Source organism: Desulfitobacterium sp. LBE (genome assembly GCF_007830365.1).
GTDB lineage: Bacteria > Bacillota > Desulfitobacteriia > Desulfitobacteriales > Desulfitobacteriaceae > Desulfitobacterium > Desulfitobacterium hafniense.
The window spans coordinates 3,244,552-3,259,578 of record NZ_VLKD01000001.1 but is presented as its reverse complement, the minus strand read 5'-3'; the positions used below and the strand labels follow the sequence as shown (position 1 = coordinate 3,259,578).

General features: G+C 42.3%; 14 protein-coding genes and 1 pseudogene. 11 read left to right on the top strand and 4 right to left on the bottom strand.

Annotated features, from left to right (window positions below; translation table 11 throughout):
• Window positions 1-564 precede the first annotated feature (564 nt).
• Together megL and DESLBE_RS15460 are read right to left on the bottom strand one after the other, a co-directional pair.
• A complete protein-coding gene (megL, locus tag DESLBE_RS15465) occupies window positions 565-1,761 on the bottom strand; it encodes a methionine gamma-lyase (RefSeq protein ID WP_144677471.1) in 1,197 nt (398 codons plus the stop codon).
• A gap of 27 nt (window positions 1,762-1,788) precedes the next feature.
• Window positions 1,789-2,849: pseudogene (locus tag DESLBE_RS15460) on the bottom strand (cysteine desulfurase family protein).
• Window positions 2,850-3,124: 275 nt separating this feature from the next.
• On the opposite strand from DESLBE_RS15460, the gene DESLBE_RS15455 reads away from it, so the two are divergent.
• From DESLBE_RS15455 to DESLBE_RS15430, 6 genes are all read left to right on the top strand, one after another.
• Window positions 3,125-3,676, top strand: a complete 552-nt coding sequence (locus DESLBE_RS15455) for a TetR/AcrR family transcriptional regulator (protein WP_172625441.1) — start codon at window positions 3,125-3,127, stop codon at window positions 3,674-3,676.
• Between the two features lie 470 nt (window positions 3,677-4,146).
• The gene (locus DESLBE_RS15450) at window positions 4,147-4,479 is read left to right on the top strand and encodes a CGGC domain-containing protein (RefSeq protein WP_144677469.1); all 333 of its coding nucleotides are present in this window, start codon (window positions 4,147-4,149) and stop codon (window positions 4,477-4,479) included.
• Window positions 4,480-4,979: 500 nt separating this feature from the next.
• A complete protein-coding gene (locus DESLBE_RS15445) occupies window positions 4,980-5,777 on the top strand; it encodes a cytochrome c3 family protein (protein ID WP_144677468.1) in 798 nt (265 codons plus the stop codon).
• Between the two features lie 406 nt (window positions 5,778-6,183).
• Window positions 6,184-6,807, top strand: coding sequence for a YeeE/YedE thiosulfate transporter family protein (locus tag DESLBE_RS15440; RefSeq protein WP_144677467.1), 624 nt, complete (start codon window positions 6,184-6,186; stop codon window positions 6,805-6,807).
• A gap of 3 nt (window positions 6,808-6,810) precedes the next feature.
• Window positions 6,811-7,041 carry a sulfurtransferase TusA family protein gene (locus DESLBE_RS15435; RefSeq protein WP_144677466.1) on the top strand — a complete coding sequence of 77 codons (231 nt, stop codon included), beginning with the start codon at window positions 6,811-6,813 and terminating at the stop codon, window positions 7,039-7,041.
• 13 nt (window positions 7,042-7,054) lie between these two features.
• Entirely contained in the window at window positions 7,055-7,546 is a 492-nt protein-coding gene (locus DESLBE_RS15430; RefSeq protein WP_144677465.1) for a YeeE/YedE thiosulfate transporter family protein, read from the top strand.
• An 88-nt stretch (window positions 7,547-7,634) separates the two neighbouring features.
• Here the strand turns inward: DESLBE_RS15430 and DESLBE_RS15425 are convergent, their stop codons facing one another.
• Window positions 7,635-8,537, bottom strand: a complete 903-nt coding sequence (locus DESLBE_RS15425) for a LysR family transcriptional regulator (protein WP_144677464.1) — start codon at window positions 8,535-8,537, stop codon at window positions 7,635-7,637.
• Between the two features lie 812 nt (window positions 8,538-9,349).
• Between DESLBE_RS15425 and DESLBE_RS15420 the strand changes: the two genes are divergently transcribed.
• The 3 genes from DESLBE_RS15420 to DESLBE_RS15410 all read left to right on the top strand — a co-directional run bounded on the left by DESLBE_RS15420 (window position 9,350) and on the right by DESLBE_RS15410 (window position 11,994).
• Window positions 9,350-10,171 carry an AraC family transcriptional regulator gene (locus DESLBE_RS15420; protein WP_144678661.1) on the top strand — a complete coding sequence of 274 codons (822 nt, stop codon included), beginning with the start codon at window positions 9,350-9,352 and terminating at the stop codon, window positions 10,169-10,171.
• 109 nt (window positions 10,172-10,280) lie between these two features.
• Window positions 10,281-11,273: an iron-siderophore ABC transporter substrate-binding protein gene (locus tag DESLBE_RS15415; protein WP_035213725.1), complete on the top strand. Its 993-nt coding sequence runs from the start codon at window positions 10,281-10,283 to the stop codon at window positions 11,271-11,273.
• 220 nt (window positions 11,274-11,493) lie between these two features.
• Complete coding sequence (locus tag DESLBE_RS15410; protein WP_144677463.1) at window positions 11,494-11,994, top strand: hypothetical protein; 501 nt, start codon at window positions 11,494-11,496, stop codon at window positions 11,992-11,994.
• Between the two features lie 25 nt (window positions 11,995-12,019).
• Here DESLBE_RS15410 and DESLBE_RS15405 read toward each other — a convergent pair whose 3' ends face one another.
• Entirely contained in the window at window positions 12,020-12,823 is an 804-nt protein-coding gene (locus DESLBE_RS15405; protein ID WP_035213727.1) for an MBL fold metallo-hydrolase, read from the bottom strand.
• A 254-nt stretch (window positions 12,824-13,077) separates the two neighbouring features.
• On the opposite strand from DESLBE_RS15405, the gene motA reads away from it, so the two are divergent.
• Together motA and DESLBE_RS15395 are read left to right on the top strand one after the other, a co-directional pair.
• Complete coding sequence (gene motA / locus DESLBE_RS15400; protein ID WP_011458996.1) at window positions 13,078-13,869, top strand: flagellar motor stator protein MotA; 792 nt, start codon at window positions 13,078-13,080, stop codon at window positions 13,867-13,869.
• Window positions 13,856-14,650, top strand: a complete 795-nt coding sequence (locus tag DESLBE_RS15395) for a flagellar motor protein MotB (protein WP_005809827.1) — start codon at window positions 13,856-13,858, stop codon at window positions 14,648-14,650. Before motA ends, DESLBE_RS15395 begins: the two co-directional genes overlap by 14 nt.
• The last annotated feature ends 377 nt before the right edge of the window (window positions 14,651-15,027 follow it).

The window sequence follows — 15,027 nt, the reverse complement described above, 5'->3', positions numbered from 1 at the left end:
CTCCAGGGCTGATGATACTTGGACCGCAGGGTCCTGGGAAAGTAAGTCGTTGCCAGGTAAGTAGAGTGAAGAGACCGTCTGTAGTAGATGGTCTCTTTGTTTTGGTTCAAATTGGTCACCAGTGACCAATTTGGAGACAAGCATTTAAGTTCTCGTGGGTGGGAGTGTTAGCTTTTTTCCTTGTGGAAAAAACAAGGGTGTGAAGAGGAGAGAATTGGATTCATCAGGAAAGCTTGCCCAGATTCGAATCCGGATTCGAATCTGGCAAGCCTTACCGGAGGGGTACCACCCGTGTGCCGGTGCTACGCAGTAGGGTTATGTGGCCGTGTGACTTGGCCGGAATGATGTACTACAGCTTCGGCACTTCAGTATGCTTAGGAGTAGGCCGCCTCATTGATGTTCTGAAGCGCGCCGCAGGCCTGGGAAAGTAAGATCCATACTGCAGGAGTATTCGTCATGGGATGCGTCACGGGATGCAGTGCGGCGAAAGGCTTATCTGCTGAGACTGTCTGAGTAAGAGAGTCTCTTTCGCTTTTGTGAGCTTCGCATGGGTGTTATCAATAATTATATCAAAGAATCCAGAGCCTGCTTGAAGTCTGTAATAATATCCTCCGGATCTTCCAGACCCACGCTAATGCGCACAAGCCCCTCACTGATGCCGGCAGTGGCTAATTCCTCTTCAGTATATCCGAAATGCGTGGTGGCAGCAGGCAGCTCCACTAGAGTTTCCGCGTCGCCTAGGGAAACGGCAATCGTACATACCTCCAGCTTGTTCAGCGCTTTGGCCGCTGCAGCGAGATCGGCCTTTAATTCTATGGAAATCATGCCGCCAAAGTCTTTCATCTGGCGTTGGGCAATATCATGGCCGGGGAAACTTTCAAATCCGGGATAAAACACCTTATCGACAGCGGGGTGATTTTTAAGAAAATCTGCCAGCTTCCGGGCATTGGAGCAATGGCGATCCATCCGGATGTCCAGAGTTTTGAGTCCACGGGCAATGAGAAAAGCATCGAAGGGACTAAGTACGGCACCGGTCATATCTTTGAGGCCGAACATGCGGCATTTTCCAATGAAGTCCTGCTTACCGATAATAAAGCCGGCGATGACATCACCGTGCCCATTCACATATTTAGTAGCACTATGAACCACAACATCGGCGCCAAAATCCAGCGGCCTTTGCAGATAAGGAGAGCAGAAAGTATTATCAACGATCACAAGAATCTGGGGATTGTACTCATGAGCCGTTTGAGCAATCAGCTTAATGTCCAACAGTTTCATGGTTGGATTGCAAGGGGTTTCAAAGAAAACTACCTTGGTTTTCGGAGTCAGATATTTTTTTAGATTTTCGATGTCACTCAAATCAGTCAGATTGACACTTACGCCAAATTTAGTCAACCCGTGAGTAAGTAAATCATGGGTGCAGCCATACAGCGTATCATCAGCGATAATTTCATCACCACCTACAATACTGGTCCACAATGCAGTTGTAGTTGCGCCCATGCCGGATGCCGTAGCTAATGCAGCCTCGCCATTTTCCAGGGAAGCCATCTTTTCCTCGACAACGGTCAAGGTGGGATTGTTAAGTCGTGTGTATATGTAGCCCGGATCTTCTCCGCTAAAGCGTGCGCTGGCCTGCTCAATAGAATTAAACTGAAAGGTGGAGGTTTGGTAGATTGGAGGACAAAGTGCTCCGGCGGAATTTTCCTGTTTTCCTGCATGAATTTGGCGGGTTGCGAATCCAAGTTTCTTGTTATTGTCCATAATAGTTCGTTCCTTCCTCTGTTTGATTTAAGTATTTGAAAAATACATGGTTAATTGGTTGACTGCCTGATCGATTTCGAGTTTTGTCGTATATCTGCCCACACTGAAACGGATGGCACCCAGTGCAATTTCTTCCTCAACCCCCATTGCCGCCAAAACCGGAGAAACCGATTTTGAACCTGAATGGCAGGCAGAGCCGGTTGACGCACAGATTTCAGGTAACACTGCCAGTATATCGCTGCCAAGGCTGCCAATAAAACTAATATTTAGTGTATTAGGTAAGCGGTTCATTTCATCTCCGTTAAGATGAATTTTATCACCAAAGGCTTCTTTTAACCTATTGTAGAAATACTCTCTGGACTGGAGAAGGGTATCCTGCTTTAGATGAGCCTTTGCCTGTATGGCGGCTTCTCCCAGCGCCACGGCATAAGGAACGTTTTCTGTTCCGGCGCGTCGGCCTCTTTCCTGACTGGCACCATGCAAAAGTGGCTCAATCTCCAGGCCATCACGAATATACACTGCTCCGATTCCTTTCGGAGCATAGAGTTTATGTCCGGCAATCGTCAGGAAGTCCACCGGCAGTTTGGAAACGTCAATTTCAACCTTGCCAAGGGATTGTGACGCATCGGTGTGGAATAAAACTCCTTTTTTCTGCATAGTCCCCCCAACTCTTGAATGGGTTGCAAAGTCCCTACCTCGTTGTTAGAATGCATAATCGTGACCAGAATAGTATCCTTTCGTAGAGCTTTCTTCAGATCTTCAGGGTCCACGGATCCTTTCCGGTTAACAGGAAGATAAGTTACCTCATATCCGTTCTTCTCTAAAAATGAAAGCGGCGCCAAAATCGCCGGATGCTCAATGCAGGAAGTAACAATATGTCTTCCTTTGTTTTTATAGGTGTATGCGACACCCTTGACAACCATATTGTTGGATTCACTCCCACAGCCTGTAAATAAAACCTCACTGGCCTTGGCGCCAATCAAATCGGCAATCTGGCTGCGGGCATTTTCCACGCCGCGTTTTGCGGATTGCCCCAGCTCATAGCTGTTCGACGGATTTCCAAATTGTGACTCTAGATACGGTAACATGGCTTTGTAGACACTTTTGTCAATCGGTGTTGTTGCGTTATAGTCCAGATAAATCATAGTTGCCTCCCATACTGAATTGCTGCATTTTTTCAGGTTTCTTGACCGTCTTATCGTTCACGATACCACCTCGCAAGGTAGCCATTCAATAAATATTACATCAGTAATAATATTGACAGTTGTCTTACTTTTTGATAATAATATATTATTAGATAGGTAAAATGTCAATTGCGTCACAACCCTTTCAGAAAAAGTGTGACAAATTGGAGGTATATGTCGTGTATAAAGGAACGAACCCTTCTGCCAAGCGTTCTCAGGAGTGGATTGCCAAAGCTCTTATTTCCTTGATGCAGGAAAAGTTTCTTGAGCAAATTACAGTGAAAGAAATCATGGAAAGCAGCGAGCTTGCCAGGCAAACCTTTTATCAGCTGTTTGATTCAAAAGAAGAAGTGCTTGAATACTATATGGATAGCTTGTTTCAGGAATATTTAAAGCGTTGTGAGACAGAAGCTATTGATAATCTATGCGATGCCGGAAAGGTCTTTTTTAAGTTTTTCCATGAAAATGAAGAGTTTGTCGAAGCATTGGCGCATAATCAAAAAATCTGCATTTTACAAAAAAAGTGCCATGAATATTTGCAGAATGAACAGTTTATGAAGTTCACCCATGCCGGGATTCATAATCCACAGGAAAAATCATTTGCCTCTGCTTTTATAACGTCTGGGCTGATTGGTGTGCTGGTAGCATGGATTAAGAGTGGCAAAACGGTTAGCACTGAGGAGCTTGCAGACCTTGTTTGTAGGCTCACCAATACACCTGTAAGCGACTGAACGTCGCATTTCGCTAGTTGTAAAACAGGCATGAGAGGTGCGAGAAATCATGGGTGCCGGGATAGCGCCCATGCCTCGAGGGTAAAAACTTGTGCTTTAGTTTAAGGTGGTGATTGATTGGACGCAGAAAAAGGCAGGGTAGATATTGTTGTGTATGAGAATAGTGAAAGAGCCGTTGGCAATGCGGAGTTGCACAGATTTAATCGGCTATGTGAAATTCTTGAAACCCAGGAGATTTTTATCAAAAGGTATTCCTTTACAAAGGATAAGGAACAGTGCAGAAAAAATAAGGATCTGTGGCGTTGCGAGTGCTGACATGCTTCCGGCCACCTATGTGAATGGTAGAATTGAAAAGATTGAAGCATATCCTTCCAAAAAGGATATACGCAATTGGCTGACCGGCGTTTCGTTTAGAGAGCCTAAAAAAATATAAGGCAATTATTTTGTATTAATTACTTGGAGGTTATAGCGTGAAAGTTGGAATTATCAGATGTATGCAAACGGAAGACTATTGCCCAGGAACGACAGACTTCCGCATGGTACGAGAAAAGAAAGGTGTATTTGAAGGTGTTGAGGAGGATATCGAATTAGTTGGGTTTATCAACTGTGGTGGCTGCCCCGCTAAAAAGGCCATACTTCGTGCCAGAGAACTGGTAAAAAGAGGTGCTGATACGATTGTGTTTGCTTCCTGCATTCAAAGAGGGAACCCCATCGGTTACCCCTGTCCGTTTGCCAAAAAAATGAAAGACCTTATAGTCAAAGATTTTGGGGAGCAAATTAAGTTTCTTGATTATACGCATTAATGCTGTATGGGTTTGATAGATAAAGAGCCTTGTCTTCGTGCCGGCCTAGACAGGGCTCTTTCTTATGCTTTTTGCTGAAGAATAAAAAGGGCCATCTATTCTTGCTGTCTGTGTTTGAGGATCTTGAGGTAGCTCTGAAAAAAATGCTGCATAAAAAATTGGAGCTCAGGGACGTCTTGATTTCGCCTCCGGCGAATTAATGATTGAACTGCTTGATGTAATGCCGGGGGTGCCCAGATTCCGAAGGTGGGCGTATGCTCTTTTGGTAATACGGACATTCAATTAGCAATTATATTCACTAAGAAGTCGTCAGAGCTCAAAGAGTGGAGAGTATATCAAACTATATGATAGGCATATAGTAATGCCTTATAACAAAGATTTTGATTATTCATTTATAATGGGTTTGTATAAAGATTAACAAGGATTTATAAAATCCCCTGGGGCGGAGAGATTCCAATTTATCAAAGGTCAGTTTTATCCCAATAAAAGGAGGAGCGCTTATGTCGAATTCAATTGTGTCTCGGAGAAAATTTATTACGACAGGTCTTACTTTTGCAGCTGGAGCCGCTTTAGTCGGATGTGGGGTGAAAGAAACAGCCGGTCCTGCGATGGCAGCCACTGCCAATGCAGAAGCTCAACTGGTGCCTTGGATTTATGAACCATTGGACCCGGAAGTGGTAAGGAAACGCGCTTATGAGAACTACTTTGAAGGTGGCTGCTGCTACGCCGCCGGAAAGGCTTTGGTTGACTCTGCTAAGGAAAAAGTAGGCGGACCCTGGAATACCATTCCTACGGATATGTTTAAATATGGTAAAGGCGGGGCATTATCCTGGGGTACATTATGTGGGGCTCTAAATGGCAGCTTGCTTGTTATGAATTTGGTTGCTGGAAAAGATATCGATCAAGTCGGCAATGAACTAATGGGTTGGTATACGATGTTTCCCTTCCCATCCACCAAAATGGATAGCATTGCAAAATTCCCTAACCAGATTACGACAATAGCTAATTCTCCTTTATGCCATGTATCCGTCAGTCTTTGGGCGAATGAAGCAAACGCTAAAATTAACTCTGATGAAAAAGCAGATCGTTGTGCTAAGGTTTCAGGAGATACTGCAGCCGAAGCTGTATTGATTCTCAACAAGTGGAAAGAAGGGAAGTTTGTCCCGGCGTATAGTCCCGGATCAGAATTTACGAGTTGCCTAACTTGTCATAATGGCGCCAAGAGTATGTTGGATAACGAGCAAGGCAAAATGAATTGTGCTCAATGTCATGATGACAAATTACAAGGACATCCATAAAATCTTCTTGAATAAACCCTTATAAATAGAGAATCAGACAAGGATTTTTTCTATAGAGCAAAGGTTTATATTAAATAACGGAGGCAGTAGATTTGATATGCTACCCCTAGATACAATGTCATTAAGTTAAGAACTCCCAGTGCCTCTGTAAAGCTAAAGCCCGTGCTTGCAGAGGCACTGATTTATGATTTTAGCAATTACTAAATGTCCCAGTCTAATAGCAGAGCTTGCTTTAGACTGGGACTATTCTTTCTTAACTTAATGACATTGTATTGACGGGGGGCACACCAATTTGCCTCCGTTAGCTATATTTATGTCTACGACTTAGGTAGGCATAAATTTATTGACTAATTTTCAAAAAACATTAGACTTAAATTAGCGGGGAACTAGTGTAAAAGAGGTAATTATGTTAAAGAAGTCACAACGGAAACTAAATTTAGGTTTTTCACTTTTCATGCTATTGTTACTATTGTTATTGGTTCAAGTTAGTATACAGCTGGCTTTGATTTTCATAGTAAGTTTAGCTATTGGTTTTACTTTGCAAAAGTCACGGTTTTGCTTTGTAGCTGCTTTCCGCGATCCTTTGTTAATTGGCACGACCAAACTCACAGAAGCGTTAATACTATTATTAGCAATCAGTATTCCCGGTTTTGCGATGGTATTTTATTTATTTGATATATTTAATCTCCCCTTAAATTTGTATGTAACTCCTTTTGGCATCCATACCTTCATCGGGGGCCTTCTTTTTGGAACGGGGATGGTTTTGGCCGGCGGCTGTGCTTCCGGTACTCTCATGCGGGTTGGTGAAGGTTTCGCCATGCAGATGATTGCCCTGCTTGGGCTATTTCTTGGCGCATTTTTGGGTAAATACTCCTTACCGTATTGGCGTTCGATTTTTCAAGAATTTCCGGGGATATCCCTTCCGGATATCCTGGGGTGGGTTCCCGCTGTGCTTATCCAGCTTTTAACCTTATTCCTTTTATGGGAAATCATTCGCTGGTGGCAGAAAAAGCAAAAGGGAGTTGGCTGAGCCATGACAACCTATACTTTAGATATATGGGGTGAAATGTGCCCGATACCTATAATCAAAACCCAGCGTAAACTAAAAGAAATGGCATGCGGGGATCGGTTGGTATTAGAAACGGATCATAGTTGTACGAGCAGGGCTATTGTTCTCTGGGCGCGGGAACATGGGCATGAAATCGAAGAAAGCGAAGTTTCCAATGGGATATGGAGACTGGAGATAACCAAAGGACACAACTAAGAGGGAGAGTCTTATGGGAAAAAAACTGGAGATTATTTATAAGGGACCTTGGGCTTATTGGGTTGGTGCGGTGGTATTGGCGATTTTAAATATGCTGGTTTTGGTAATCAGGAAAAGGCCTTGGGGGATTACTACAAACATAGAGGAATGGTCCGTATGGATTGGTTCGAAGATCGGTTTAGTTAACAATATAGATATTAACCTTAAGCAATTGGTATTATCGGATGGGACGTATTTAAATCTGGGCGTGATTCTGGGCGCTTTTTGGGCAACACTTGCTGCTTCCCAAGCACGTTTTCATCCGATTAAGGATAAAAAATTTGCGATTTCTGCCTTAATCGGCGGAATTCTTATGGGCTATGGGGCTCGTGTTGCCTACGGATGCAATATTGGCTTGGTGCTTAATGGTATTGCTTCAAGTTCGCTGTCAGGATGGATCTTCGCTGTTGCAGTATTTATGGGGGCTTGGCTGGGAGCGAAACTTTTAGTACGGTTTTTGTTATAATCGAGATTAATTCTTTTAAGAATTCAGATATAGGAAGAGGATGACTGTATTCCAAGAAATAAGCCATCCCCTTTTTAACGTTTTTATATTAACATAGAAAACGTTCTTCCGGATCCGTGAGAAATTTGATTAATTGTTTGGTTTTAGAAGAGAAATAATGATGGTCGAATTTAATAATATTATAATTCAAGGGCATATCCAAATCGATAATAGTAAGGGCCCTAAGAGAGCCTTGATAAACTTCCTTTTTTACGGATAAACGAGGCACGACAGCTCCCCCCATCCCTGCTTGCACGGCTGACTTAATAGCATCTATGGTGGTCATTTCAGTAATTATATTAAGCTCTTTAAAGGTATAACCTTGAGCTTCAAGAAATTGTGCCAGCACTTTATGAGTTCCCGATCCAGGTTCACGCATAATTAATGGCTGACTGAAGAATTCCTTTACAGTAATTTTATCAGTCTGAGCAGGATGAGAAGGGGGAACAATCAGTACCAATTCATCTGAAGTAACATGATGGGTACTGATTCCTGGCATTTCAGGAAGTATTTCCACCACACCAAAATCCACTTGCTCTGCTTTGACTTTACGCAGTATTTCTTCGGCGTTGGCAATTTCGAGTCGAATATTTACTTCGGGATATTCTTCTTTAAACAAGTAGATTGAACAAGGAAGGGAAACATTGCCAATAGTTGTACTTGCGCCCACAATAATTTGATTGCTCTCATGTTGCATGGTGATTTCCAATTGCTGTTCCATTTCTTCTTGGAGTGTCAAGAGCCGTTGGGCATAGGTATAGAAGACCTGCCCTGCTTTCGTAAGAGAGACGCCTTGCTGTGTCCGTTCAAATAATGGACCCCTGTAATACTCTTCTAAATTCTTTATATGTGTACTCACCGCGGGCTGGCTTAAATGCAGGACTTTAGCAGCCTTAGAAATGCTTTGAAATTTAGATACAGCGATGAAAATTTTCAACTGGTAAGTGTCCAAATGCTCACCTTCTCTCAAGTGTTTCATTGTGATTTGCGAAACTTTTTAGCAACAAAGCACCCACCTTAATGTTACATCATCATGAAAGAATTATTAAGTATAAAAATTCTTTATATGGATATAAGCACTTGCAATGATTTGCACTATAGCAGTTATTCAATAGTTTGGTTGAAGTCTACCCTCGTAATAAACAGCCATTTGTAATGTTTTCGGTCATATTGTAGGTTAATCTGTCAAATTGGAGTTCTACCTGTCAAATATAGTGATATTGTAGAAATTTTGGAGAAAAAATAGGACTTTTTGGGTGGAGCTGAAAGGGCGAGTATAGTATACTTTAAGTGAAAGTGGTAATAATCACAAAACAAGCTGCCGCAAAAAAGCCTCAACAATTGGAGACAAAGAGAGGAGGATTATGGTATGAGTGATAGTTCGAAATTATCCCCCAAATCGATTGCCTTCCTAGTTGGACTTTGCGTAGTTACAATGGCTGTTAGTCTTGGGTGTGTGTTCTTCTTGTAATACTGACATTAAATTAGAAATGTTATATTCCTGGCATTTAAAGAAGTCGCTGATAAAGAACGAGAGCCTTTATCCTGCGGCTTCTTTTTCTGTTATTGAAAAAAGAAGCAACTATAGCTATAATAAGTTTAGTTAGCTGATGCTAACCGAACTTATCGATCTTCTCAAAACTCTTTCATAATTTAAATAGCAAAAATAAGTGTAGATTTTTTGGTTGCAGAGGTTATATAAACAAGAGTCAAGTAAATCGATAGAGGGCTCCTGGAGGATAAGGTTTGAAGGGTGATGTAAAAATGGAATTTGAACTTAATGAGCTTGTGGAGCGATTTACTAATATCTCCATACGAGTGGAAGGAGTCTATAATTATAAGATCGATCCGGGGACAGCCGGATGGCAAAAAGCAGCCCCTTTTCCAGGGTTTATTTTCCCGTTGAGAGGGAAAGCCCAATATCGATTTGACGGTACACCCTATACGGCAAGTATTGGCAGGGTGGTTCATGGTGGAGCCAGTATGAGCCTGGATAAGCAGGTCCTGGGAGATACGAAGTGGGAGTATATCTCTGTGCTATATGATATTCGTACTTCGGAGACGAAAGGAATTTGCCTTCCGGAGGTTCATTTCGAGCTTACACCGGGAAACAGTCCCCGCTTGCAAGAGTTATTAGGGCGCTTATACAGAACCTTTAATCAGCCGGGCTCAATACCCGCTTTTCAGGCGGAAAATCTGTTTCGCTGTGTATTGGAGGAGGTTTTTGTGTGCGCTCGCAACCAAACCAATCATGGCGCTCAGGTTTTGTTCGAACAGGTATCCTCTTACATCCAGGACCACTTTATGGATTCGCTGACGGTGCATGGTTTGGCAGAACAGAATGAGGTCACAGAGAACCGTTTATTCTATGTTTTTAGTAAGTATGCGGGGATGGGGCCCGGGGATTACCTGATAGCTTGTCGCCTGAATCGTGCCAAGGAATTATTAACTACCATCGGTGCACCTATATCGGAAGTTGCTAAAAGCATCGGGTACTCCGATCCGCTCTATTTCAGCCGGAGCTTCAGAAAGCGTTTTAAAATGTCCCCCAGCGAATTCCGGGAGAAATTCAGGAATAATCCATAAGTGCTTTAAGATAATTCCATTCCCATGGAAAAAAGGATTTGCTATACTAACCTTAATGGTTAGCTTGAGCTAACTTGAATCCTGTTGTACATTGGAGGAAGGAAAGAAAATGAAAAGAATAATAGGGATGATCGTCTCACTGGCGCTTTTAGCAGGACTATTGGCGGGTTGCAGCACTAGCGCAACGGGAAGCAATATCAATACCCCGGCTGCTCAAGCCGAGAAGACACCAGGGGCCGGCGGTAGTGGAGCGGAAGAGGCTGCATGGCCGAGGACTATTGTGGACGCAACAGGGAAGGAAATTACTTTAACTGAACAACCGCAAAGGATTGCAATTCTTCATTCCCTTTATTTGGAGTACTTCCTTGCATTAGGAACGCCGCCTATCGCCTCTGCCGGTGCGTCTACGGGAGATGCCATGAAAGCCTTGGGAGAATGGGAGACCTTAAAGCCTTATGCGGGAACCGCGAAAATTATTGATTTAGGCAGTGCCCGGGATCTGAATTTAGAAGCTATCTTAGGAGCCAATCCGGATGTTATTGTGACTTTTAAAGGACAGGGTAATCTGGACAAGATTTATGAACAGCTGGAGCAGATAGCGCCAGTCATCCTAGTGGATTTCAGTGCCCCTTGGCAAGAACAAATCCTGGCCTGCGCAGAAATTGTGAATAAAGAAGCCGATGCTCAAAAGCTTATTAAGGAAATCGAGGACAGCGTTCAGTCGGCAAAAGAAAAGTTAAGTCGGCATCAGGATAAGACCATTGCCATATTCCGGACCGATGGTGGCAAAGCCTTTGTTACCCGGGGTAACAAAGATTACTATGATACTTTTGGTATCGCCAAACCGGAAGGCTATCCTGATGACTATGAGACCTTATCCTTAGAAGCTGTAGCGGAGATGAATCCCGACTATATTATTTTTCAGGACTTTATTACAACCTCCCAAGCTTTTGTCAAGACACAGGAAGCTTCCTCTGTTTGGCAAGCTATGGAGGCAGTTAAGAAAGGACAGGTTGTTTACTTTGATGATTCCTTGAACACCTTTGGGCCTCTGGCGACGAAACTTACGGCAGAAAAACTAATACAGATTATCTCCGATTAAGTCCATAGTGAACTATTCTGCAGCTGAGCGAAGACGAGCTGTGGAGACAAAAGATAGCTTACCCAAGAGTATGCTATCTTTTTTATTATAGGTACTGCCGTATAGGGGACTATCGTCAATTCTAGTATTTAACGGTATAATGATAGTTCCTGCATATTTCTTTTTATAAATGGTACAATTAAGCTGTATTTGCTTAAATGATGTGGAGGGAGAGAAAAGATTGTCGTCGAGTAAAAACAACAATGTCATTGATTTTCAGCAATATAAGGAAAAACGTGAACTTCAAAGGGCTATTCCCTCTGCAGAGACCTCCCTTGAAAATGATTTTCAGGGAAAGTTGCGGTTAACTCAAGAGGATGCCGAAATGATCATATACTGCATGCGACTGGGCCGGGAATACTTTATGATCGAAGTAGAGGAAACCCCCGATGAAGGTGGGCAAGCCCAAAGGGATTTTGAGACCGTAAATAGCCTGCTGGACAGAATTCAGTATGAAGTCCTTAAGCTCCAGACGGAGGAGGGCTACATCGTTGGTTTAAGCATTTTAGAATTAGCATTTATCATAGATTGTGTTGAGATGACGAGAAATGCTGTAGGCAAGGGCATCAATGTCTTCCAGTCAGAGCCTGGCGATAAAGAAGACTATGCAAAGTGGTTGGATGGAACTTTTTTCTATCTGCTGGATGTGTATGAAAAATGGAGATTTTATCAGGGGCATTGAACGAGACTTATGTATATAGAGAGTTTTAAAGTGCTATGACATCAAAATCGTCAGGAACAAAAAGATTACCTTTATAATATTGCTTGCCTTCAGCTGTATATAAGGCTTTACGTTTCCCAATATTCTTATCTTCCGTGTGCCAGAGGATGAGATTCTTAATATTAAGTAGGGTGGCTAGTTGACAGGAATCCTTTACTGTACTGTGGTTTTTTTCATAAGGTTTGAAGAGTTCTCGTTCTGCATAAAGACAAAAAGCCTCACAGAGGAGCCAATCGCTGTTCTCGACATATTTCTGACACAGCGGATGATAGGGTTCATCCCCTATAAAGGCCAGTTTTTTATCACAGTCTAAATGAATTTTAAAGCCAAATTGCTTAGCTTTGGCAGAATGAAGATCGAAGAAGGTAAAGGTATGACCCAGCAGCTCTTCCTGCTGTCCATCGGCTACTGAAATAATATGAATTCGCCGGCTGATTAAATCAATGATTTGCTTGTCCATAGTGATCTTAACCAGAGCGTGAAGAGCAGAAGCCAATTCATCATGGCAATAAAGTTTAAAATCTCCTTCATATTTTCCGGCAGCCATGGCACTCCCTATCATACGAATGACCCAAACCATACCCAGGAGATGATCTGTATGGCCATGACTTACGAAGGCATGATGGATCTTAGCATAGGGAATTTTAGCTTTTTGTAGTTGGGAGAGAATTCCGTTTCCTCCGCCGCCATCGATGAGGATATAATCATCATCATTTGTTAAGGCAAAACAGGTATTATAACATTGAGTTACAAGGGCGTGCCCAGTCCCGAGAACGATAAGATTTTGCATTGATTTGCACCTCATTTGATTCAGGATGATCATATAGTTCGGTTTAAGAGGGTATTTTTCCTATAGAAAAGTCTAAAAAAGTGCTGGGCATTCAAAGTTTGAGGCATAAAATAGGAAGAAAGACCTATAGCTCATAGGAAAAAAGACTTTTATAAATTAGGATTCATTTAAAATTACGGCAGGAAATATTGAGTTTACCGCGAATATTGAATATCGAAAAAGATATAAAAAGGGCTATAAAAAGGGAGAAAAGTATGGAGTTATCTACACTGATTGGATTACTTTTGGGTTTTATCGCTGTAGGCGTCGGAATGATTCTAAAAGGAGCCAGCCTTACGGCTCTCATTAACCCGGCAGCTATTTTGATTATTATCGTTGGCACTATAGCAACAATTTTTATTGGCTTTCCTATGGAGGACCTTAAAAGGGTACCCAAGCTTTTTAAGATCTTGTTTACCAAACAACAATTAATATCCAAGAAAGAACTTGTTAAGCAATTTGCGGAATGGACTACGGTAAGCCGCCGGGAAGGCATACTCTCCCTGGAAAACCGGTTAGAAGAAATCAATGATGATTTTCTTAAAAAAGGAATGGGCATGGCTATCGATGGGAATGATGCCGAGTTCATCCGCGATGTTCTCTTCGAGGATATTTCGGCTATGGAGGAAAGGCATCGGGATGGTGCTCTTGTCTTTACCCAAATGGGAACCTATGCACCAACCCTAGGGGTATTGGGTGCTGTGGTGGGATTGATTTCTGCCTTGAGCAATTTAAATGAGGTGGAAGCCCTTGGACATCTGATTTCAGCTGCTTTCGTCGCTACCTTGCTGGGTATTTTTACGGGGTATGTTCTGTGGCATCCCATGGCTAACAAACTGAAACTTTTCTCCAGAAGGGAAGCAGAAATAAAGAGAATGATGCTTGAGGGAATTTTGTCGATTCAAGCGGGGGACAATGTCAATGCAATTCATAATAAACTTTTTGCCTATCTTTCCGCAGCTGAGCGAAGAGAATTGACTGAGGAGATGGGTAATGAAAAAGCATAAGAAAGAGCATCATGAGGACCACATGGATGAAACCTGGCTGGTGCCTTATTCAGATATTTTAACCTTATTACTGGCACTCTTTATCATCCTATTTGCCGCTGGGCAAATCGACCAAAAAAAATATGAGCGTATTATGGCCGGCTTTAACAGTGCATTTACTGGGGGAACAAGTGTCTTTGAATCTACAAGTGAGCTGAATATTGATATTACGGATGATAATATGGGTAAAAACAATGATCCCGTAACCACTGAGACAGACAGTCTTTTAGCTGCTGCCCGTGCTCGGGAAGATCGTGACATGAGTGACATGAAGGCAAAAATCGATCAGTACATTAAAGAAAACAATTTGAGTGCACAGCTTGAGACTCGGATCACGGAAGAAATGCTGATGATCAGCATTCGAGATTATGCACTCTTCGATTCAGGATCCGCTTTAGTAAAGACTGAGGCTCAAAAGTTAGCCTATATTATATCGGATATTTTAAGGCAGTATCCTGGTTACAATGTAGAAGTAGCAGGTCATACGGATAACCTTCCCATTAATACAGCCGAGTTTCCCACTAATTGGGATTTGAGTTCTCGACGCTCTTTAAACTTCATGAAGTATTTACTGCAGTCTGATGGACTTGATCAGTCAAGGTTTAGGTCGATTGGTTATGGGGAATTCCAACCGATTGCTACCAACACGACCGAAGAAGGCAGGGCTAAGAATCGCCGTGTTGAGGTCAACATATTAAGGAATTTTGGACAACCTACGAGCATCTTTAGCAGTGAACGGTAAAGACTGATTCCGAAGGAATCTGTCTCTGAGACGCTATAATTATTGAGTCCATCGGAGACGATTAACAACTTAAATATTTTGTCGAAATTAATGTTGACACCAACTCAATCAAGTGATAGTATAATAAAGCATCGCAGGAACGGAAAACATTCTGAACATACTTCTGAAGTATCACCTAGAAACTTTAGAAAAAAGTGATTGACAAACAAAAATCAATCTGTTAGAATAAAGTTCCGCTACCGCGAGTAGCAAAAACAAAAATGGTCTTTGAAAACTAAACAACAAGGAACAGCCAATGACTCGTCAAATGAGTAAAGAAATTTGAGCAATCAAAGTTCTTCATAAATTTTATGGAGAGTTTGATCCTGGCTCAGGAC

What these genes read in the sequence shown, in the direction of transcription:
- DESLBE_RS15420 (WP_144678661.1), top strand. Translation starts at nt 9,350, where the DNA reads ATGGAATTTGAACTTAATGAGCTTGTGGAGCGATTTACTAATATCTCC.
- DESLBE_RS15430 (WP_144677465.1), top strand. Translation starts at nt 7,055, where the DNA reads ATGGGAAAAAAACTGGAGATTATTTATAAGGGACCTTGGGCTTATTGG.
- DESLBE_RS15440 (WP_144677467.1), top strand. Translation starts at nt 6,184, where the DNA reads ATGTTAAAGAAGTCACAACGGAAACTAAATTTAGGTTTTTCACTTTTC.
- DESLBE_RS15415 (WP_035213725.1), top strand. Translation starts at nt 10,281, where the DNA reads ATGAAAAGAATAATAGGGATGATCGTCTCACTGGCGCTTTTAGCAGGA.
- megL (WP_144677471.1), bottom strand. Translation starts at nt 1,761, where the DNA reads ATGGACAATAACAAGAAACTTGGATTCGCAACCCGCCAAATTCATGCA.
- DESLBE_RS15445 (WP_144677468.1), top strand. Translation starts at nt 4,980, where the DNA reads ATGTCGAATTCAATTGTGTCTCGGAGAAAATTTATTACGACAGGTCTT.
- DESLBE_RS15435 (WP_144677466.1), top strand. Translation starts at nt 6,811, where the DNA reads ATGACAACCTATACTTTAGATATATGGGGTGAAATGTGCCCGATACCT.
- DESLBE_RS15405 (WP_035213727.1), bottom strand. Translation starts at nt 12,823, where the DNA reads ATGCAAAATCTTATCGTTCTCGGGACTGGGCACGCCCTTGTAACTCAA.
- DESLBE_RS15395 (WP_005809827.1), top strand. Translation starts at nt 13,856, where the DNA reads ATGAAAAAGCATAAGAAAGAGCATCATGAGGACCACATGGATGAAACC.
- motA (WP_011458996.1), top strand. Translation starts at nt 13,078, where the DNA reads ATGGAGTTATCTACACTGATTGGATTACTTTTGGGTTTTATCGCTGTA.